Below are 19,529 nucleotides of genomic sequence, written 5' to 3'. Positions count from 1 at the left end.
CGCAGCGATACCCATCACCGGGATCCCATGGGGATCGCAAGCTCAACCCATCCTACGAAGAACCCCTCGGTGCAGCCCCATCATCAGCGCTTGCGAATCGCCACGCGCCGCGGCTTGAGGCCGCTTCCCGCGTCGGCGGCGCTGTCCTGCACAGGCTGCAGCCTGGCGCGCGCCGCGTGCAGTTTCTTGTAGCTGTCGATCAGCCGCAGGTGCCTGTCCAGCCCTTCCAGTTTCATGCTGGTCGGCGTCAGGCCGTGGAAGCGCACGCTGCCGTCCACCGAGCCCAGCGCCGCGTCCATCCGCTCGTTGCCGAACATGCGGCGGAAGTTGGCTTCGTAGTCGGCGATCTCCAGTTCGTCGTCCAGCACCACCTCCAGCACCACGTTCAGGGCCTGGTAGAACAGGCCGCGCTCGACGGTGTTGTCGTTGTACTGGAGGAAGGCCTCCACCAGTTCCTTGGCCTCTTCGAAGCGCCGCAGGGCGAGGTTGATTAGCAGCTTCAGTTCGAGAATGGTCAGCTGGCCCCAGACCGTGTTGTCGTCGAACTCCACGCCGATCAGGGTGGTGATGTCGGTGTAGTCGTCGACCTCACAGCCTTCCAGGCGCTCCAGCAGCGCTTCGAGGCGGGCGTCGTCCAGGCGGTGTAGGTTGAGGATGTCCTCGCGGAAGGCCAGCGCCTTGTTGGTGTTGTCCCAGACCAGGTCCTCCACCGGGTAGATCTCCGAGTAGCCCGGCACCAGGATGCGGCAGGCCGTTGCGCCCAGGTGCTCGTACACCGCCATGTACGCTTCCTTGCCCAGGTCTTCGAGGATGCCGAACAGGGTGGCGGCTTCCTCGGCGTTGGACTCTTTTCTTTCACTGGAGCCGCACCGGCCGGAGAAGTCCCACTCGACGAACTCGAAGTCGGCCCTGGCGCTGAAGAAGCGCCACGACACCACGCCGCTGGAGTCGATGAAGTGCTCGACGAAGTTGTTCGGCTCGGTCAGCGCCTGGCTTTCGAAGGTGGGTTGCGGCAGGTCGTTCAGGCCTTCGAAGCTGCGGCCCTGGAGCAGTTCGGTGAGGCTGCGCTCCAGCGCCACCTCCAGGCTGGGGTGGGCGCCGAAGGAGGCGAACACGCCGCCGGTGCGCGGGTTCATCAGGGTCACGCACATCACCGGGAAGCGGCCGCCCAGGGAGGCGTCCTTGACCAGCACCGGGAAGCCCTGTTCCTCCAGGCCTCGGATGCCGGCGAGGATGCCGGGGTACTTGGCCAGCACTTCCTGTGGCACGTCCGGCAGGGCCAGTTCGTTTTCGAGGATTTCGCGCTTCACCGCGCGCTCGAAGATTTCCGACAGGCACTGTACCTGGGCTTCGGCCAGCGTGTTGCCGGCGCTCATGCCGTTGCTCAGGTAGAGGTTCTCGATCAGGTTGGAGGGGAAGTACACCACCTTGCCGTCGGACTGGCGCACGAACGGCAGCGAGCAGATGCCGCGCGCCACGTTGCCCGAGTTGGTGTCGTACAGGTGCGAGCCGCGCAGCTCGCCGTCGGGGTTGTAGATCGCCAGGCAGTGGGCGTCGAGGATTTCCGCCGGCAGTTCGTCCTGGCGGCTGGGCTTGAACCAGCGCTCGTCGGGGTAGTGGACGAAGGGCGCGTTGGCGATGTCCTCGCCCCAGAACTGGTCGTTGTAGAAGAAGTTGCAGTTCAGCCGCTCGATGAACTCGCCCAGGGCCGAGGCCAGCGCGCTTTCCTTGGTCGCGCCCTTGCCGTTGGTGAAGCACATCGGCGACTGCGCGTCGCGGATGTGCAGCGACCAGACGTTGGGCACGATGTTGCGCCAGGAGGCGATCTCGATCTTCATGCCCAGGCCGGCGAGGATTGCCGACATGTTGGCGATGGTCTGCTCCAGCGGCAGGTCCTTGCCCGCGATGTAGGTGCGCGAATCCGCGTCGGCGCTGGGCATCAGCAGCGCCTGGGCGTCGGCGTCGAGGTTTTCCACTTCCTCGATGACGAACTCGGGCCCGGTCTGCACCACCTTCTTCACCGTGCAGCGCTCGATGGAGCGCAGAATGCCCTGGCGGTCCTTTTCCGAAATGTCCGCCGGCAGCTCCACCTGGATCTTGAAGATCTGCTTGTAGCGGTTCTCCGGGTCGACGATGTTGTTCTGCGACAGGCGGATGTTGTCGGTGGGTATATTGCGCGTCTGGCAGTACAGCTTGACGAAGTAGGCCGCGCACAGCGCCGACGAAGCCAGGAAGTAGTCGAACGGACCCGGTGCGGAGCCATCGCCCTTGTAGCGGATGGGCTGGTCGGCCACCACGGTGAAATCGTCGAACTTGGCTTCGAGCCGAAGGTTATCTAAGAAATTAACCTTTATTTCCATGCGGGTTTACCACGACAAAAAATGAGATGAATAACCCGCCATTGTAAGCGTTTTGCGCAGCGCTCCGCCCGTTCGCCCGTTCGGCGCGCTACTGCCCATCCGTGCGCTGATAGCGCGCGGCCGCCCGTTGCACCCAGCCCTCGTCGAGCATCTGCCGCAGCGCACCTTCGATCAGTTGGCGCTCGGCCGTCAGCGGGCGCTGGTGGGAGAAGCCGAGGTAAAGCTCGGTGCGGCTGTCCGGCTGGAAGCGGGTGCGCACGATCTGCCGGGCCAGTCGCGGGTCGCGCAGTTCGTAGTCCACCTGGCAGTCGGTGCCGATCACCAGTTGCAGGCGGCCGAGGGAGAGCATCTGCAGCAGTTGCGTCTCGTTGTTCACGCCGAATTTCTTCAGGCGCTTGTCGGAGTCGAAGGGTTCGAAGTAGGCGGACTCCAGCACGTAGCCGATGGTGGGGCCGAGCAGGTCGTCGTAGCGGGCGATGCGCGGCGCCTCCTGCGGCGAGGCGTACAGGCGCGGGGCGCAGGCGTAGTAGGGCTGCGGCAGGTAGTCGATGTACTGCTCGCGCTCCGGGGTGCGCGCAAGGCCCGTCATCAGGTCCGCCGCGCCGCTCTGCAGGGCGGCCAGGCCGCGGGCCCAGGGCGCGCGGTGCACTTCGAAGCGCAGGCCGGTGCGTTTTTCCAGCTCGGCCAGCAGGTCCATGTCCAGGCCGGTGATGCGGCCGTCGGCGCCTTCGATGCGAAAGGGCGGCCAGTAGTCGGTCATCACCCGCAGCGGCGGGTATTCAGTGGCATCGGCCGTGGCTACGAACGCAAGCAGGCCGATGCCCAGCCAGCGGCGAGCGGACACGGCGAATCTGGCGAAGGGCTGGCAAGGCATACCGGCTCCCGGAACTGGAATGGGTGGCGAAGTCGGCGGCTCCCTTGCCGAGGGGCGGTGCGCGCCCCGGAGCGTTCGGTCGGCGGACGCCCCCTCAGGCGACGTCGCAGAATCCTTCCGAATTATCTGAAGGATAGCCTTCTGCCGCTACGTTGCAGAATGCCCGGCGTGAAGGAAAGACATGGACGCTCGGGTTCGCCATCAAGTCCTAAGTACCTCGTTTGTAGTCGAAAGAACTCGCTATACGGTGAGTCATGATGACTTCAGTGGTTTTCAACACCTTGAAAAATCGATGGTTTCGCCATGGCACGGAAGTTGGTGGAGGTTCCTGGCGACGGCACGTGGAGCACCCACGTGGCGAGCGATCCCACTGACGACCATCAGGAGCATGTACATGCCAAGCAATGATTCCAGGTCCCCCCTTGCGGTGATCACCGGCGCCGGTTCCGGCATCGGCCTGGCCGTGGCCCGGCGGCTGCTGCGCGAGGGCACCCGGGTGGTGGCCATGGCCCGGCGCGAGGTGCCGCCGGCCGAACTCGACGAGGCCGGCGGCCACTTGTGCTGGTTGAGCGGCGACGTCACCCGCGCCGAGGACCTCCAGTGCCTGGCGGACCTGGCCCGGGAACTGGGGCCGGTGGACTACCTGCTGCCCAACGCCGGCATCGCGCAACTGGCCGACGGCCTGGACCAGGCGGCGTTCCAGCGGCAATGGGCGGTCAACGGCGCCGGCGCGCTGAACACCCTGGCCGCCCTGCGCGGGCAGATGGCGCGGCCGTCTTCGGTGGTGTTCATCGGCACCTTCCTGTCCCAGGTGAGCTTCCCCGGGCTGGCCGCCTACATCGCCTCGAAGTCGGCGCTCAAGGCCCAGGCGCGCACCCTGGCGGTGGAGCTGGCGGGCGAGGGCATCCGCGTCAACGTCGTATCGCCCGGGCCCACGGCGACGCCGATCTGGGGCACCCTGGGGCTGGACGACGAGGCCCTGGGCGAGGTCGCCGCCAGCGTCAACGGGCGCCTGCTGGACGGCCGCTTCCTGGAGGCGGAGGCGGTCGCCGATGCGATCCTCTTCATGCTCTCGGACCAGGCCCGCGGCATCCACGGCCAGGACCTGGTCGTCGACAGCGGCTACACCCTGCGCTGAGACCCGCCTGCGCCGCCCCCCGCGCGGCGCAGGCCGCTCAGGGCTCCTGCGGCCAGTGCCCGTCGATCTCGTACCAGCTCGCCCTGGACGCGGTGTAGATGTGCTTCTGGCTGGCGCAGTGGAAGTCGCTGTCCAGGGTGCCCAGGGCCACCGCGATCCAGTCCGGGTAGTCGCCCTGGCTGTCCGACCAGAACAGCGTGGCGCCGCACTGGCCGCAGAACTGGCGGCTGACCGAGGGCGAGGAGTGGAAGGTCTTCAGCAGCTCGGCGCCCTGCAGGCTCAGGGCGCTGCGCGGCACGCTGCCGTAGGTGGCGAAGGCGGCGCCATGGCCCTTGCGGCACTGGCTGCAATGGCAGTGCGAGACCGCCTTGGGCGGCGTCGACAGCTGGTAGCGGATATGGCCGCAGAGGCAGCTGCCGTGGAAGGTTTCGCTCATGTTCACGCGTCCCGAGGGTGGAAGAGGACCCGGCGCGCCAGCGGTCGGGGACGGCATCATAGCCCGGCCGCCCCCTACGTGCCCGCTAGGCGCTCTCCGCCGGCTCCTTCAGCGCTTCCTGCACCAGCGGGTGCAGGTCGGTCTCCGGGTGCTGCGCCAGCCAGGCCCCCAGGTCGCGGCGCATGGCCGGCGTCCAGAAGCTCTGCAGGTGCTGGCGCACGCCGCGCACGGCCAGTTCGCGGTCGGCCTCGCTGGCGAAGTACTGGCCGATCTGGTTGGCCATCTTGACCAGGTTGTCGATGCTCATCGGCGCACCTCGGCTTTCTCGGCGTGGCGGCGTTCCTTCAGCAGGCGGCGCTGTTCGTCGCTGAACGCCTGGTAGCGCTTCTGCCATTCCGAGGGCTGGAAGACGCGCACCACTTCCACCGCGGTGACCTTGTATTCCGGGCAGTTGGTGGCCCAGTCGGAGTTGTCGGTGGTGATCACGTTGGCGCCGGACTCGGGGAAGTGGAAGGTGGTGTAGACCACCCCCGGCGCCACCCGCTCGCTGACCTTGGCGCGCAGCACCGTCTGCCCGGCGCGGCTGCCCACGCCGACCCAGTCGCCGTCGGCGATGCCGCGGCTCTCGGCGTCGCTGGGGTGGATCTCCAGGCGGTCCTCGGGGTGCCAGGCGACGTTGCCGGTGCGCCGCGTCTGGGCGCCGACGTTGTACTGGCTGAGGATGCGTCCGGTGGTCAGCAGCAGCGGGTAGCGGTTGTTGACCTTCTCGTCGGTGGGCACGTAGCCGGTGAGCATGAAGCGCCCCTTGCCGCGCACGAACTGGTCGATGTGCATGGTCGGGGTGCCGTCGGGCGCGGCGTCGTTGCACGGCCACTGCAGGCTGCCGCGGCGGTCCAGCTCGGCGTAGCTGACGCGGGCGAAGGTGGGCGTCAGGCGGGCGATCTCGTCCATGATCTCGGACGGGTGCCGGTAGTTCATCGGGTAGCCCAGGGCGTTGGACAGCGCCATGGTCGCCTCCCAGTCGGCCTTGCCGCCCAGCGGCTCCATCACCTTGCGTACCCGCGAGATGCGCCGCTCGGCGTTGGTGAAGGTGCCGTCCTTTTCCAGGAAGGAGCTGCCCGGCAGGAACACGTGGGCGAACTTGGCGGTTTCGTTGAGGAAGATGTCCTGCACCACCACGCATTCCATGGCCGACAGGGCAGCGGTGACGTGCTGGGTGTTGGGGTCGCTCTGGGCGATGTCCTCGCCCTGGCAGTACAGCGCCTTGAAGCTGCCGTCCAGGGCCGCCTCGAACATGTTGGGGATGCGCAGGCCCGGGTCGGGTTGCAGGGTGACGTTCCAGGCCTGCTCGAACTGGCTGCGCACCTCGGCGTTGGAGATGTGCCGGTAGCCGGGCAGCTCGTGGGGGAAGGAGCCCATGTCGCAGGAGCCCTGGACGTTGTTCTGCCCACGCAGCGGGTTCACCCCCACGCCCTCGCGGCCGACGTTGCCGGTGGCCATTGCCAGGTTGGCGATGCCCATCACCGCAGTGCTGCCCTGGCTGTGCTCGGTGACGCCCAGGCCGTAGTAGATGGCCGCGTTGCCGCCGGTGGCGTAGAGCCGCGCGGCGGCGCGGATCAGTTCGGCGGGCACGCCGCACACCGGGCCGAGCACTTCGGGGGCGTTCTGCGGCTGGCTGACGAAGTCGCGCCAGTGGGCGAAGTCCGCCGCCTCGCAGCGCTGCTCGACGAAGCGCTGGTTCACCAGGCCCTCGGTGACGATGACGTGGGCCAGGGCGTTGAGCATGGCCACGTTGGTGCCCGGGCGCAGTTGCAGGTGTAGCTCGGCGCGGGCGTGGGGCGAATCCACCAGGTCGATGCGCCGCGGATCGATGACGATCAGCCGCGCGCCCTGGCGCAGGCGGCGCTTGAGCTGGGAACCGAACACCGGGTGGGCGTCGGTGGGGTTGGCGCCCATCACCAGGATGACGTCGGCCTGCATCACCGAGTCGAAGCTCTGGGTGCCGGCGGACTCGCCGAGGGTCTGCTTCAGGCCGTAGCCGGTGGGCGAGTGGCAGACGCGGGCGCAGGTGTCGACGTTGTTGTTGCCGAAGGCGGCGCGCACCAGCTTCTGCACCAGGTAGGTCTCTTCGTTGGTGCAGCGGCTGGAGGTGATGCCGCCGATGGAGTCGCGCCCGTACTTGAGCTGGATGCGGCGGAATTCGCCGGCCGCGTGGTTGAGCGCTTCTTCCCAGCTGACTTCCTGCCAGGGATCGCTGATGCGCTGGCGGATCATCGGCTTGGTGATGCGCTCGGGGTGGGTGGCGTAGCCCCAGGCGAAGCGGCCCTTGACGCAGGCGTGGCCGTGGTTGGCCTGGCCGTTGCGGTCCGGGACCATGCGCACCAGCTGCTCGCCCTTGAGCTCGGCGCGGAACGAGCAGCCCACGCCGCAGTAGGCGCAGGTGGTGACCACGCTGCGCTCCGGCTGGCCCAGCTGCACCACGCTCTTCTCCATCAGCGTGGCGGTGGGGCAGGCCTGCACGCAGGCGCCGCAGGACACGCACTCGGAGTCGAGGAAGTCGCCGCCGCCGGCCGCCGCCACCCGCGAGTCGAAGCCGCGGCCGTCGATGGTCAGGGCGAAGGTGCCCTGGATTTCCTCGCAGGCGCGCACGCAGCGGTTGCAGACGATGCACTTGCTCGGGTCGTAGTCGAAGTAGGGGTTGGAGACGTCCTTGGCCTCGCTCAGGTGGTTGGCCCCGGCATAGCCGTAGCGCACCTCGCGCAGGCCCACCTGGCCGGCCACGGTCTGCAGCTCGCAGTTGCCGTTGGCCGGGCAGGTCAGGCAGTCCAGCGGGTGGTCGGAGATGTACAGCTCCATGACGTTGCGCCGCAGCGTCGCCAGCTTCGGCGTCTGCGTGCGCACCACCATGCCCTCGGCCACCGGCGTGGTGCAGGAGGCGGGGTAGCCGCGCATGCCGTCGATTTCCACCAGGCACATGCGGCAGGAGCCGAAGGCTTCCAGGCTGTCGGTGGCGCAGAGCCTGGGAATGCTGGTGCCCAGCAGCGCGGCGGCGCGCATCACCGAGGTGCCGGCGGGCACGCTGATCTCGCGGCCGTCGATGCTCAGGCTGACCTGCGCCTCGCTGTCGCGGGGCGGGGTGCCGAGGTCGACGATGTCGGTGGAGGGATCGAAGAGGTTGATCACTGGTCGGCCTCCGTATTCGCCAGACCGAAGTCGGCGGGGAAGTGCTTGAGGGCGCTGGTCACCGGGTAGGAAGTCATTCCGCCCAGGGCGCAGAGCGAGCCGTATTGCATGGTGTCGCAGAGGTCCACGAGCAGCCGCGCCTGTTCCTCGCGCGCGCCGAGGTCGGTGGCGGCGATCAGCCGGTCCACCACCTCCACGCCGCGGGTGGAGCCGAGCCGGCAGGGCGTGCACTTGCCGCAGGATTCCTCGGCGCAGAACTGCAGGGCGAAGCGGGCCATGCGCGCCATGTCCAGGCTGTCGTCGGCCACCACCACGCCGCCGTGGCCGAGCATGGCGCCCATGGCGGCGAAGGCCTCGTAGTCCAGCGGGGTGTCGAACTGCGCCGGCGGCACCCAGGCGCCCAGCGGGCCGCCCACCTGCGCCGCCTTCAGCGGGCGGCCGCTGGCGGTGCCGCCGCCGTAGCCTTCCACCAGCTCGCGCAGAGTCAGGCCGAAGGCGCGTTCCACCAGGCCGCCGTGGCGCACGTTGCCGGCCAGTTGGAAGGGCATGGTGCCCAGCGAGCGGCCCATGCCGAAGTCGCGGTAGAACGGCGCGCCGCGGGCCAGGATCACCGGCACCGAGGCCAGGGTGAGCACGTTGTGCACCAGCGTCGGCTGGCCGAACAGGCCCTGCAGGGCCGGCAGCGGCGGCTTGGCGCGGACCACGCCGCGCTTGCCCTCAAGTGAATCGAGCAGGGCGGTTTCCTCGCCGCAGATGTAGGCGCCGGCGCCCACCCGCACCTGCAGGTCGAAGGCGCGGCCGCTGCCCAGCACGTCGGCGCCCAGGTAGCCGGCCTCGCGAGCGATGGCCAGGGCCTGCTCCAGGGTGTCGATGGCGTCCGGGTATTCCGAGCGCACGTAGATGTAGCCCAGGCTGGCGCCCACGGCGAGGCCGGCGATGGCCATGCCCTCGACCAGCAGGAAGGGGTCGCCCTCCATCAGCATGCGGTCGGCGAAGGTGCCGGAGTCGCCTTCGTCGGCGTTGCACACCACGTATTTCGGCGTGGCCGGGGCCTCGCGCACGGTGCGCCACTTGATGCCGGCGGGGAAGGCCGCGCCGCCGCGGCCGCGCAGGCCGGAGTCGAGCACCGCGGCGACCACCTCGGCGCCGTCCAGGGCGATGGCCCGCGCCAGGCCCTCGAAGCCGCCGTGGGCGCGGTAGTCCTCCAGGGACAGCGGCCGGGTGATGCCGGCGCGGGCGAACAGCAGGCGCTGCTGGCTCTTCAGGTAGGGGATGTCCTCCACCGGCCCCAGGGCCAGCGGATGGGTGCTGGCGTCGGTGGTCAGGGCGTCGAGCAGGGCGGGCACGTCCTGCTCGCTGAGCGGGCCGAAGCCCAGGCGGCGGCCGTCGGCGTCTTCCACTTCCAGCAGCGGTTCCAGCCAATAGAGGCCGCGGGAGCTGGTGCGGCGCAGTTCCAGCGGCAGTTGCCGGCGCTCGGCCTCGCGGGCCAGGGCGGCGGCCACCTGTTCCGCGCCCACGGCGCGGGCGACGGAGTCGCGGGGGAGGAAGAGCTTCAGCATGCGCCATCCTCCAGGCAGCCGTTGACCAGCTCGCGCAGGCGCTCGGCGGTGAGTCGCGCGTGCAGCCGGCCGTCCAGCTCCAGGGCCGGCGAGCAGGCGCAGGCGCCCAGGCAGTACACCGGGCGCAGGCTGATGCTGCCGTCGGCGCTGGTGCCGTGGTCGTCCAGCGCCAGCTGCTCGCGCAGCTGCGCGGCCAGGCGCTCGGCGCCCATGCTCTGGCAGGACTCGGCGCGGCACAGGCGCAGGGTGTGGCGCGCCGGCGGCGCGGTGCGGAAGTCGTGGTAGAAGCTGATCACCCCGCGCACCTCGGCCTGGCTGAGGTTGAGGGCATGGGCGATTTCCGCGACGGCGAGGTCGGGAACGTACCCGCAGCCGTCCTGGATGGCGTGGAGGATCGGCAGCAGGGCGCCGGGGGCGTCCTTCTCGCGTGCCAGCACGTCGTGGATCAGGGGCAGGTGAAGCGTCTCATCAGGCATACAGCGTACCTCGGCATCGCGGACCGGCCTGCCTTGGCGGCAAACCTCCGGTGTCTTCGGCTGCGGCGTACCGTCCACGTCACGGCTGCGTGGTTCACTCGGTCGCCCTCCCTGCCGCCGGCCGGGTGTCTTGACGCACCGGTCCGGGGGCATCCTGCAAGCTTGCCATCCTGCTCGCCCGGGGTTTGCACCCAAGCGACCCGGCGCATCCTGAAACCGACCTGCGCCCTGGCCCGGCGTCTTCCCTATTAGCGGGTTTAGCTGGTGTGCAGGCGCGGCGCCAGTACCGTTACTCGGAGCGGATCGACGATGCGCCAGGCGCCAGCGCGGCGGTCAGCGAGCGCAGCAGGGCGACGCAGCGCTGCTGCTGGTCCAGCGGGTAGCGGGCCAGCCACAGGGGCAGGTGTTCGAACAGCTCCAGGGTGGGCTGGCAGGCCTGGCCGGGGCTGGCGTAGCCGGCGGCGCCCAGCTGCGCATCGAGCTTCTGGCCGAGCTGTCGGCGCAGCCGTTCGACGCACTGGCGCTGTTCGTCGTTGAGGCAGCCGGCGTCGCGGGTGGCCAGCTGGAAGTGCAGGGGATTGCTTTCGTACAACGCCACCAGGCCCTCGACCACCCGTTGCAGGGCGGCCTTGGGGCAGCCGCGCAGCCGGCGCTGGTCGAACAGCGAAAGCAGCGCCAGGTAGTGTTCCTCGATGAACTCCAGCAGCAGCTCTTCCTTGCTCGCGCAATGGCTGTAGAGCGAGCCCGCGGTCAGCTCCAGGTGGCGCGCCAGCTCGCGCAGGCTGACCTGGGCGAAGCCGCGCCGGGCGAAGAGCTCCAGGGCCTTGGGGCGGTTGCGCGCGAAACGCGAGCCGGGGGAGGCGGTCATCTGGGCACCTGTGCGTCGTATCGGGCTGCTTGCCGGGAAGGCGCGCCGAAAGGGCGGCCGGCCGCGGCGCGCCCGTTTCGTGGGTTGGGCGCCTCCGGGGCCGGCCGGCCCGATCAGACGCGTTCGAAGATCACGGCGATGCCCTGGCCGCCGCCGATGCACATGGTGGCCAGCGCGTAGCGGCCCTGGATGCGCTGCAGCTCGTGGATGGCCTTGGTGGCGATGATCGCGCCGGAGGCGCCGATGGGGTGGCCCAGGGAGATGCCCGAGCCGTTGGGGTTGACCTTCTCCGGGTCGAAGCCCAGCTCGCGGCTGACCGCGCAGGCCTGGGCGGCGAAGGCCTCGTTGGACTCGATCACGTCCAGGTCGGCCACGCTCAGGCCGGCGCGCTGCAGGGCCAGGCGGGTGGCCGGGATCGGGCCGAGGCCCATCAGGGTGGGCTCGACGCCGGCGTGGGCGTAGGCCACCACCCGCGCGATAGGCTGCAGGTTCTCGCTCTTCACCGCCTCGGCGCTGGCCAGCAGCAGGGCGCTGGCGCCGTCGTTCAGGCCCGAGGCGTTGCCGGCGGTGACGCTGCCGTCTTCGAGGAAGGCCGGTTTCATCTTGGCCAGTTGCTCCAGGTCGGCCTCGGCGCGCACGTGCTCGTCCACCTCGAACAGGCTGGTGCCTTTGCGGCTGCGGATTTCTACCGGGACGATCTGCCCGGCGAAGCGCCCTTCGGCGATGGCGCGGGCGGCGCGCTGCTGGCTCTGCAGGGCCAGGGCGTCCTGGTCCTGGCGGGTGATGCCGTGCTGCTTGGCGATGTTCTCGGCGGTGATGCCCATGTGGATGCCGTGCAGCGGGTCCTGCAGGGCGCCGAGCATGTAGTCGAGCATCTTCACGTCGCCCATGCGCGCGCCCCAGCGGGCGCTGGGCACCAGGTAGCCGGACTGGCTCATGCACTCGGCGCCGCCGGCGATGGCGATGCGCGAGTCGCCCAGCATCAGGCCCTGGGCCGCGCTGACGATGGCCTGCAGGCCCGAGCCGCACAGGCGGTTGACGGTGAAGGCCGGGGCCTCCTTGGGAATGCCCGCCTGCAGCGCCGCCACGCGGCTGATGTAGGCGTCCTTGGGCGTGGTGGGGATGACGTGGCCGAACACCACGTGCTCGACGCGCTGTGCGTCGCAGTTGGCGCGGGCCAGCGCGGCCTGAGTGACCAGGGTGGCGAGCTGGGCGGGAGGGGTGTCCTTGAGGGTGCCGCCGAAGGTACCGATGGCGGTGCGCACCGCGCTGACGACGAAGACTTCTGGTCTGTGCATGGGAAGGGCTCCTGGCAGAATGGCGAGCAGTCTAGAAGGCGATGCGGCGGCGTCCTATGCCAGAATTGCGCAGTCCCGGCCGACGAATTTGGACATATCGGATGATGAAACCCGCCCTGGGCCCCGAGGAACGGACGGCCACCCCGCGCCGGCGCGACTCGGTGGCGGCCTATTTCGTGAAGGCCGCGCTGCACCGCCTGGCCGACCGCCCGCAGCGCGCCGCCGAGTTGCTGGCGCAGGCCGGCATCGAGCCGCACTGGCTGGACGAGCCGCTGCACCGGGTGCCGGCGGAGGCGGTGACGCGCCTGTGGCTGCTGCTCACCGAGGAGCTGGGCGACGAGTTCTTCGCCTTCGATTCCGCCGGCCTGCCGCGCGGCGCCTTCGCCATGGTCTGCCGCAGCGTGCTGCACGAGCCGGACCTGGGCCGCGCCCTGCGCCAGTGCCTGGCCGGCTTCAACCTGTTCCTGCGCGATATCCGCGCGCACCTGGAGCTGCGCGGCAACCGTGCGGCCATCGTGCTGCACACGCGCATCGACGACGCCACCCTGCGCTGCGTGGCAGAGGAAATCTACCTGAGCATGGTCATCGGCGTGGCCTGCTGGCTGGTGGGGCGGCGCATCAACCCCGACCGCGCCCGCTTCGGCCACCCACAGCCGCCCCACGGCGCCGAGCCGCTGCTGTGGGGGCCGTGGATCCGCTTCGACGCCGACCACACCGAGCTGGAGTTCAACGCCCAGCAACTGGCGCTACCGGTGATCCGCAACTTCGCCAGCCTCAAGCAGTTCCTGCGCCAGGCCCCGGAGGGCGTGGTGGTGCGCTTCCGCAACCGTTCCGGGTTGTCGGCCAAGGTCTACCGCCGCCTGAAGGCCGGTGGTGACCTCGACTGGCCATCCCAGGCGCAGATGGCCGCGCAGCTGGCGCTGAGCGAATCGGCCTTCCGCCGCCAACTGGAGCGCGAGGGCTTTTCCTACCAGATGATCAAGCACGAGGTGCGCCGGGCGCTGGCCTTCGAGTGCCTCGACGACGCCAGCCTGAGCATCGCCGAGATCGCCGCGCGCTGCGGCTTCCAGGAGCCCAGCGCGTTCCACCGCGCCTTCCGCCAGTGGACCGGCATGAGCCCCGGACGCTACCGCGCGGCCCGCGCCCAGGGCGGGGATTGAGCGGCCAGGGAGTGTATTGGGCCCCGCCCTGAGGCGGCGGGGCCTGCCCGTGAATCGCGCGCAGGGCGCGCTCCTACATGGGGAGGGTGCGGGTGGGGTGGATAACGCTTGGAGTGTTATGCGCCCTACGGACTGTCTTGCCGGCTGTGCTCAGCCCCGTAGGATGGGTTGAGCGAAGCGATACCCATCACCCCGGCCACATGGTTTTCGCAAGCTCAACCCATCCTACGAAAAGCACCTCGGCGCAGCCGGCAAGACGGTTGCTCCTACGACCGCGATGCTTGGGGTGTTATGCACCCAACATGGCTGCGTTGAGCCAGGGAGCTTCGTGATTCCGCATCATGCCGAACGGTTCCCTCTCCCGCTTGCGGGGGAGGGTTAGGGAGGGGGTGCGGAGTTAGGGTTGGCAGAGGTGCGGCGAGCAGCGCCCTGGCCCTGGCCGGCAACCTGCAGGAGGCGCTGGACCTGCTGCTGCAGCACCGCGCGCGCTTCTGCCCGCTGCTGGCGCCGCGCCTGCTGCTGGAGGAGCGCTACGCCTGCCTGTACTGGGTGGACGCCTGCGGCCTGGGCGGCACCCGGCGCTTCCTGGTGGAGAGCAGCATGACGGCCGTCACCGCGCTGTGCCGCTGGCTGGCCGGCGAGCACCTGCCCTGGCGCTACCTGTTCGCCCATGCCCAGCCGGGCTACCTGGAGCAGTACCAGGCGCACCTGGGCCTGCAACTGCAGTTCGACAGCCACGTGGACGCCATGCTGATCCCCCGCGAATACCTGGTGAAACCCTGGCCACGGGCCGCCGCCACCGCCGGCCAGGCGGCCCGGCGCGACGCCCAGCGCGAACGCCAGGCGCTGGGTCTGCGCGAGGGCTTCCTCGAACACCTGTACCGCCTGCTGCAACGCGAGGCCCACGACCCGCTGAGCCTGGAGCAACTGGCCGCACGCCTGGGCATGAGCCCGGCGACCTGCAAGCGCAAGCTGCAGAAGCACCACACGCACTTCCAGGCCCTGCACGACGAAGTGCGCAAGCACGTCGCCCTGTACCTGTACTGGTCACGCGGCTACGGCAACGACGAGGTGGCGCAGTACCTGCGCTTCACCGACACTACCAACTTCCGCCGCTCGTTCAAGCGCTGGACGGGGTTGGTGCCCAGCGCGATCCGTGGGCTGCAGCCGGACGGCTTCTCGTAGGAGCGAGCACCCCGGCGCGGCCGGCAAGACCGTTGCTCAATACATCCCAGCTACCTGTAGCGGGGCCTGCCCGCGATTTCGCACGCAGGGCTCGCTCCTGCAGGGGCACGGTGCGGGTGGGACGGCCGGTGCCCGGTCGGGCAGGGGCGATGGGCGCCTCGGCGCTGTCGGCAGTTGTCCCTCCGGGAAATGCCGTACCTCAAGGTGCGCGCCGTGCCTTGCCCGGCAATGGGTACGAAGGAGCCCTACGCGCCCTGGACCTGCAGGGCGCGTGGGCGTTGGCTGCGTCGCTCATCGGTGGCTTCGCTGGCGGGCTGCAACTGGAAGTCGAAGACGACCTCGGCGCAACGGCCTGCGATGCCGTGGGCATTCTCGACGAAGTTGACCTCGCCGATCAGCCCGTCGCGGGTGGCGTAGGCGAAGTCGTCCCACAGGTACCGGTCGCCGGCCAGGTTGATCTGGGTGGTCAGGTGGCGATGGCCGGGCGCCGAGATGAAGAAGTGGATGTGCGCCGGGCGCTGGCCGTGGCGGCCGAGCTGGTCCAGGCATTGCTGGGTCGGGCCGTCGGCCGGGCAGCCGTAGCCGCTGGGCACGATGCTGCGGGCGCGGTAGCGACCCTCGGCGTCGGTGCGGATACGCCGGCGCAGGTTGTACTCGGCCTGGCTCGGGTCGAAGTAGGAGTAAAGGCCCTTGGTGTTGGCGTGCCACATGTCGACGGTGGCGCCGGCGATGGGCTGGCCGCGCAGGTCCAGCACGCGGCCGGCCAGGAACATCGGGATGCCGGCGTCGCTGCCGTCGTCCATGCGCGCCTCGCCTTCGCTGAGCGGGGCGCCGGCCACGTACAGCGGGCCCTCGATGGTGCGCGGGGTACCGCCGGTCCTGCCGGCTTCGGCGTCGCGGGCATCGCTGAGCAGGTCGAGGAAATGCTCGATGCCAAGGCCCGCCACCAGCAGGCCGGCTTCGCCGCGGTTGCCCAGGCGGTTGAGGTAGTCGACGGCGGTCCAGAATTCGTCGTCGGTGATTTCCAGGTCTTCGACGAGCCTGGCGGTGTCCTGCAGGATGCGCAGCACGATTTGTTTCAGGCGTGGGTTGCCCTGTTCGTTGCGCAGGCCGGCGGCCTCTTCGAAGAAGGTCTGGATTTCGGCAGTCCGGGAAATCTTCACGGTCATGGGGTTCACCTTGTTGGTCTTGTCGTCAGGTACCGCGAAGGTGGCTGAGCAAAGACGGTGCCAATCTTTCAACTTGTTGATATAAAAGGAGTTCTGTTTTTTCTGGACGGCGAAAGGGGCAGGCCGGTCGAGCATTTGGTGAAGTGCCCGGCCGGCCTTCGTCCAAATGCTCAAGCCCGCCCGGGGGCGCCTTCGCCCGGCGACTTCTTCAGCCGGTAGGCCAGCGCCGGGCGGGTCATGCCCAGCAGGCGAGCGGCCTCGGAGACATTCTGCTGGCTGCGGGCCATGGCTTCCTGCATCAGTGCTTCCTCCAGCGCGTCGAGGCCGATGCCGCTGTCGATGATCTGCCCGACCCACGGCGCCTGCCCGGCGCTGGCCACCAGGCGCCCGTCGCTGGCCAGGCCGATGCTCTCGGCTTCCGGCGGGGCGTGGGGGAAGAGGGCGTCCAGGCCGATGCTCTGGTTCTCGTCGGTGATGATCACGCCGCGCTCCATGAGGTTCTCCAGCTCGCGCACGTTGCCCGGCCAGTCGTACTGCAGGCAGGCCTGCAGGGCGCGGTCGCTGAGGCCGAGGGTCTTCTTGCCGTAGCTTTCGTGCAGGCGCGCGAGGAAGTGCTCGATCAGCAGCGGGATGTCTTCGCGGCGCTCGCGCAGGGCGGGGATGCGCACCGGGAACACGTTCAGCCGGTAGAACAGGTCGGCGCGGAAGCGGCCTTGCTTCACCGCCTGCTCCAGGTCCTCGTGGGTGGCGGCGATGACGCGCACGTCCACCTGGCGCGTGCGGCTGTCGCCGACGCGCTCCAGTTCCTCTTCCTGCAGCACCCGCAGCAGGCTGGCCTGGGCGCGCGGGGTCAGCTCGACGATCTCGTCGAGGAACAGGGTGCCGCCGTTGGCCCGCTCGAAGCGGCCCATGCGCGACTGCTGGGCGCCGGTGTAGGCGCCTTTCTCGACGCCGAACAGCTCGGCCTCGATCAGGTCCGGTGGGATGGTCGCGCAGTTCAGCGCCACGAAGGGGCTGCCGGCGCGTTCGCTGCGCAGGTGCAGGCTACGGGCGATGACTTCCTTGCCGGTGCCGGTCTCGCCCAGCAGCAGCACCGAGGCCTTGCCGGGGGCAACCTTGTCGATCAGCGCGCAGCAACGCTTGTAGGCCGGGGCCTGGCCGATGCCGTAGAACTGCCCGGCCTGCAGTTGCAGGCGCTGGCGCATGTTCGCCACCTGCACCTGCAGGGCCTGCAGTTCGTCGATGATGGGGTCGCTCTGGAAGTAGCGCAGGAAGTCGTTGGCGTCTTCCCATTGCTCCACCGGCTTGCCGACGATGCGGCACTGCGCACCGCCGCAGCCACGGCAGCTGACTTCCTTGTAGAGCACCTGGCGGCCGAGGAAGAACGAGCTGTAGCTGATCGCGTAGCCCAGCAGCATCCAGCACACCGGTTGCTCGGAGTGCAGGTTCTCGGCCTGGCAGTTCTCCACCTCGAAGCTGTCCTGCCATTCGATGTCGGCGTAGAAGTGGCCGCTGTCCAGGTCGATTTCCAGCTGCAGCGGGCGCACCTTGACCATGCCCTTGAGCGAATGCAGCTGCGGGCCGATGAAGAACATCTCCACCGGGTTGCCCTGCGGGCGCAGCTTGCGCGCCAGCTCGGCGTCCTTCAGCCCGGACTGGTAGCCCATGCGCAGGAAGAAGCCCTTGGCCCGCTCCACACCGAGCATCTCGATCAGCTCGCGGCGCATGCTGGCCATCATCGCTGCCTGGACCAGCAACATGCGCTGTTCGTCCAGCCAGACCTTGCCCTCGGTGCTGAGGAAGCGGACCCGCTCGGTAAGGTCCTTGAGCGCCGGAGCGGGGTCCGGCGCCTTGTATTGGGTAATCATCGATCGCGCCCCTGAATTGTCGTTGTACGGGGTGGTGGCGCGTCCCGCCCAGGCTGTGGCGGGGTGGCTCGCGCCGGCGACGCCGCCGCGGTTCAGGCAAGGCGGAGGGGCGTCGCTCTTTTTCCAAATCGCCTGAAGGGGCGGGAAAAGTCAATCCGGCCCCGGCCTTCGCCATTTGCTGCAGTGGTCCCCGCCGGCTTGAGCAAATGATCAATCGCAGTAGCCGTCCGGGCCAGGCTGCAACCCTTCGGCGGGCCTCTTCGCAAGTCGCGATATTTCTAAAAAAACCTTTTGTTTCAGTTGGTTAAATTTATTTTCGAGCGCCTTCCACGGTCCTGGCACAGGCGTTGCTCAAGCCCCTTCGACGCCACCGGAGCCCGAGCATGAACGCCACCCCCTTCGACCAGATGCCCCGCTACGTGCGGGTTCGCAGCGAGCCGGACGCGGCCTTCGTCGAGTTCGACTTCGCCATCGGCTACCCGGACCTCTTCGTCGAGCTGGTGTTGCCGCGTGCGGCCTTCGCCAGCTTCTGCCGGAGCAACCGGGTGCATCACATGGACGCGCAGATGGCCGCCGCCATCGACGCCGACATGCAGAAATGGCGCTACGGCGAAAGCCGTGGCCAGGACGACTGACGCGCCTTCCGTTGCGTCGCCCCACAACAACAACTACGGGACGCCTTGCATGAGCATCGAGATCAAGACGGCCACGGTGGAGCCCATCCGCCAGACCTTCAGCCACACCCGCCGGCGCTTCGGCGACAAGCCGGCCAGCCGCTACCAGGAGGCCAGCTTCGACATCGAGGCGGCGACCAACTTCCACTACCGCCCGCTGTGGCAGCCGGACAAGCTGCTCAACGACCCCACCCGCACTGCCGTGCGCATGGCCGACTGGTACGCCGTCAGTGACCCGCGCCAGTACTACTACGGCGCCTACGTGCAGGCCCGGGCGCGGATGCAGGAGAACGCCGAGCACGACTTTGCCTTCTGCGAGAAGCGCGAACTGCTGGCCCAGCTGCCCGGGGAAAAGCGTGCGCTGATCGCCCAGCTTCTGCTGCCGCTGCGCCACGCCGAACTGGGCGCGAACATGAACAACAGCGGCATTGCCGCCGACGCCTTTGGCACCAGCGTCACCCAGATGCACATGTTCCAGGCCATGGACCGCCTGGCTATCGCCCAGTACCTGTCGCGTATCGGCCTGCTGCTGGAGGACGACGGCCTGGCGCTGCTGGCCGAGGCCAAGCGGTGCTGGCTGGACGAGCCGGCCTGGCAGGGCCTGCGCCGCTACGTGGAGGACACGCTGGTGGTACGCGATTGGTTCGAGTTGAGCCTGGCGCAGAACCTGGTCAGCGACGGCCTGCTGTATCCGCTGCTGTTCGAGCGTTTCGACGCCCAACTGGTGGCCGCCGGGGCGGGACAGGTGGGCATGCTCACCGAGTTCATGCGCCTGTGGTTCGCCGAGAGCCAGCGCTGGGTCGACGCGCTGGTGAAGACGGTGGTCGCCGAGAGCGACGCCAATCGCGCGCTGGTCGAGGGCTGGGTCGCCCACTGGCGCGAGCGCGCCTTGCAGGCCCTGGCGCCGCTGGCCGAGATCGGCCCCGGCCACGAGGCGCTGGACGCCGTCGACGGCGCCTTCGGCGCACGCCTGAAGAAACTCGGCCTCAGTGGAGCAGCAGCATGACTTCCCTCGTCTACATCGCCTTCCAGGACAACGACGCCGCCCGCTACATCGTCGAAGCCATCGTCCAGGACAACCCCCACGCCGAGGTCCAGCACCAGCCGGCGATGATCCGCGTGCAGGCCGAAGGCCGCCTGGACATCCACCGCGCCACGGTGGAGGAGAGGCTCGGCCGCGAGTGGGACGTGCAGGAAATGCTGATCGACGTGATCACCCTCGGTGGCAACGTCGAGGAGGACGAGGACCGCTTCGCCCTGCACTGGAACTGATCCGCACAA

Annotated in this window: 17 protein-coding genes and 1 pseudogene; 7 read left to right on the top strand and 11 right to left on the bottom strand. The window is 69.0% G+C overall.

The genetic code is table 11. From position 1 onward, the window contains the following. Window positions 1–83: 83 nt before the first annotated feature. The gene (locus QSJ95_RS12635) at window positions 84–2,360 is read right to left on the bottom strand and encodes an OsmC domain/YcaO domain-containing protein (protein WP_285642761.1); all 2,277 of its coding nucleotides are present in this window, start codon (window positions 2,358–2,360) and stop codon (window positions 84–86) included. A gap of 88 nt (window positions 2,361–2,448) precedes the next feature. Next, on the bottom strand, window positions 2,449–3,234 hold the full coding sequence (locus QSJ95_RS12630) for a substrate-binding periplasmic protein (protein WP_285642760.1): 786 nt from the start codon (window positions 3,232–3,234) through the stop codon (window positions 2,449–2,451). A 394-nt stretch (window positions 3,235–3,628) separates the two neighbouring features. Here QSJ95_RS12630 and QSJ95_RS12625 point away from each other — a divergent pair, with 394 nt between their 5' ends. Continuing rightward, entirely contained in the window at window positions 3,629–4,372 is a 744-nt protein-coding gene (locus tag QSJ95_RS12625; RefSeq protein WP_285642759.1) for an SDR family NAD(P)-dependent oxidoreductase, read from the top strand. Window positions 4,373–4,409: 37 nt separating this feature from the next. Here the strand turns inward: QSJ95_RS12625 and QSJ95_RS12620 are convergent, their stop codons facing one another. From QSJ95_RS12620 to QSJ95_RS12590, 7 genes are all read right to left on the bottom strand, one after another. Continuing rightward, entirely contained in the window at window positions 4,410–4,808 is a 399-nt protein-coding gene (locus QSJ95_RS12620) for a GFA family protein (RefSeq protein ID WP_043266559.1), read from the bottom strand. Window positions 4,809–4,893: 85 nt separating this feature from the next. Beyond that, window positions 4,894–5,115 carry a formate dehydrogenase subunit delta gene (locus QSJ95_RS12615; protein ID WP_058489228.1) on the bottom strand — a complete coding sequence of 74 codons (222 nt, stop codon included), beginning with the start codon at window positions 5,113–5,115 and terminating at the stop codon, window positions 4,894–4,896. Further along, window positions 5,112–7,991: a formate dehydrogenase subunit alpha gene (gene fdhF, locus QSJ95_RS12610; RefSeq protein WP_285642756.1), complete on the bottom strand. Its 2,880-nt coding sequence runs from the start codon at window positions 7,989–7,991 to the stop codon at window positions 5,112–5,114. Before fdhF ends, QSJ95_RS12615 begins: the two co-directional genes overlap by 4 nt. Then, on the bottom strand, window positions 7,988–9,550 hold the full coding sequence (locus QSJ95_RS12605; RefSeq protein WP_285642755.1) for a formate dehydrogenase beta subunit: 1,563 nt from the start codon (window positions 9,548–9,550) through the stop codon (window positions 7,988–7,990). The genes fdhF and QSJ95_RS12605 overlap by 4 nt, the downstream gene beginning before the upstream one ends. Then, on the bottom strand, window positions 9,544–10,026 hold the full coding sequence (locus QSJ95_RS12600; protein ID WP_074979427.1) for a formate dehydrogenase subunit gamma: 483 nt from the start codon (window positions 10,024–10,026) through the stop codon (window positions 9,544–9,546). The genes QSJ95_RS12605 and QSJ95_RS12600 overlap by 7 nt, the downstream gene beginning before the upstream one ends. A gap of 289 nt (window positions 10,027–10,315) precedes the next feature. After that, complete coding sequence (locus tag QSJ95_RS12595) at window positions 10,316–10,894, bottom strand: TetR/AcrR family transcriptional regulator (RefSeq protein WP_285642754.1); 579 nt, start codon at window positions 10,892–10,894, stop codon at window positions 10,316–10,318. 113 nt (window positions 10,895–11,007) lie between these two features. Next, window positions 11,008–12,192, bottom strand: a complete 1,185-nt coding sequence (locus QSJ95_RS12590) for an acetyl-CoA C-acyltransferase family protein (RefSeq protein WP_285642753.1) — start codon at window positions 12,190–12,192, stop codon at window positions 11,008–11,010. Between the two features lie 101 nt (window positions 12,193–12,293). Between QSJ95_RS12590 and QSJ95_RS12585 the strand changes: the two genes are divergently transcribed. From QSJ95_RS12585 to QSJ95_RS12575, 3 genes and pseudogenes are all read left to right on the top strand, one after another. After that, on the top strand, window positions 12,294–13,352 hold the full coding sequence (locus QSJ95_RS12585) for an AraC family transcriptional regulator (protein ID WP_051878287.1): 1,059 nt from the start codon (window positions 12,294–12,296) through the stop codon (window positions 13,350–13,352). 423 nt (window positions 13,353–13,775) lie between these two features. Next, window positions 13,776–14,120: pseudogene (locus tag QSJ95_RS12580) on the top strand (AraC family transcriptional regulator ligand-binding domain-containing protein); the annotation flags it as partial. Continuing rightward, window positions 14,100–14,537, top strand: a complete 438-nt coding sequence (locus QSJ95_RS12575) for a helix-turn-helix domain-containing protein (protein WP_256204832.1) — start codon at window positions 14,100–14,102, stop codon at window positions 14,535–14,537. The pseudogene QSJ95_RS12580 and the gene QSJ95_RS12575, both read left to right, overlap by 21 nt. Before the next feature lie 245 nt (window positions 14,538–14,782). Here the strand turns inward: QSJ95_RS12575 and catA are convergent, their stop codons facing one another. Then, window positions 14,783–15,706 carry a catechol 1,2-dioxygenase gene (gene catA, locus QSJ95_RS12570; RefSeq protein ID WP_285642750.1) on the bottom strand — a complete coding sequence of 308 codons (924 nt, stop codon included), beginning with the start codon at window positions 15,704–15,706 and terminating at the stop codon, window positions 14,783–14,785. A 170-nt stretch (window positions 15,707–15,876) separates the two neighbouring features. Further along, complete coding sequence (locus tag QSJ95_RS12565) at window positions 15,877–17,574, bottom strand: sigma-54-dependent Fis family transcriptional regulator (protein WP_285642748.1); 1,698 nt, start codon at window positions 17,572–17,574, stop codon at window positions 15,877–15,879. Between the two features lie 383 nt (window positions 17,575–17,957). Between QSJ95_RS12565 and QSJ95_RS12560 the strand changes: the two genes are divergently transcribed. The 3 genes from QSJ95_RS12560 to QSJ95_RS12550 are packed head-to-tail and all read left to right on the top strand — an operon-like array spanning window position 17,958 to window position 19,520. After that, window positions 17,958–18,209 carry a phenol hydroxylase subunit gene (locus QSJ95_RS12560; RefSeq protein WP_009619653.1) on the top strand — a complete coding sequence of 84 codons (252 nt, stop codon included), beginning with the start codon at window positions 17,958–17,960 and terminating at the stop codon, window positions 18,207–18,209. Between the two features lie 49 nt (window positions 18,210–18,258). Then, complete coding sequence (locus QSJ95_RS12555; protein WP_009619655.1) at window positions 18,259–19,254, top strand: aromatic/alkene monooxygenase hydroxylase subunit beta; 996 nt, start codon at window positions 18,259–18,261, stop codon at window positions 19,252–19,254. Next, entirely contained in the window at window positions 19,251–19,520 is a 270-nt protein-coding gene (locus QSJ95_RS12550; protein ID WP_285642745.1) for an MmoB/DmpM family protein, read from the top strand. The genes QSJ95_RS12555 and QSJ95_RS12550 overlap by 4 nt, the downstream gene beginning before the upstream one ends. The last annotated feature ends 9 nt before the right edge of the window (window positions 19,521–19,529 follow it).

It is taken from the genome of Pseudomonas sp. NBRC 100443 (assembly GCF_030268185.1).
Classification (GTDB): domain Bacteria; phylum Pseudomonadota; class Gammaproteobacteria; order Pseudomonadales; family Pseudomonadaceae; genus Pseudomonas; species Pseudomonas citronellolis.
Note: the sequence above shows the minus strand (reverse complement) of the source record. Positions and strands in the feature narration are given on the sequence as shown.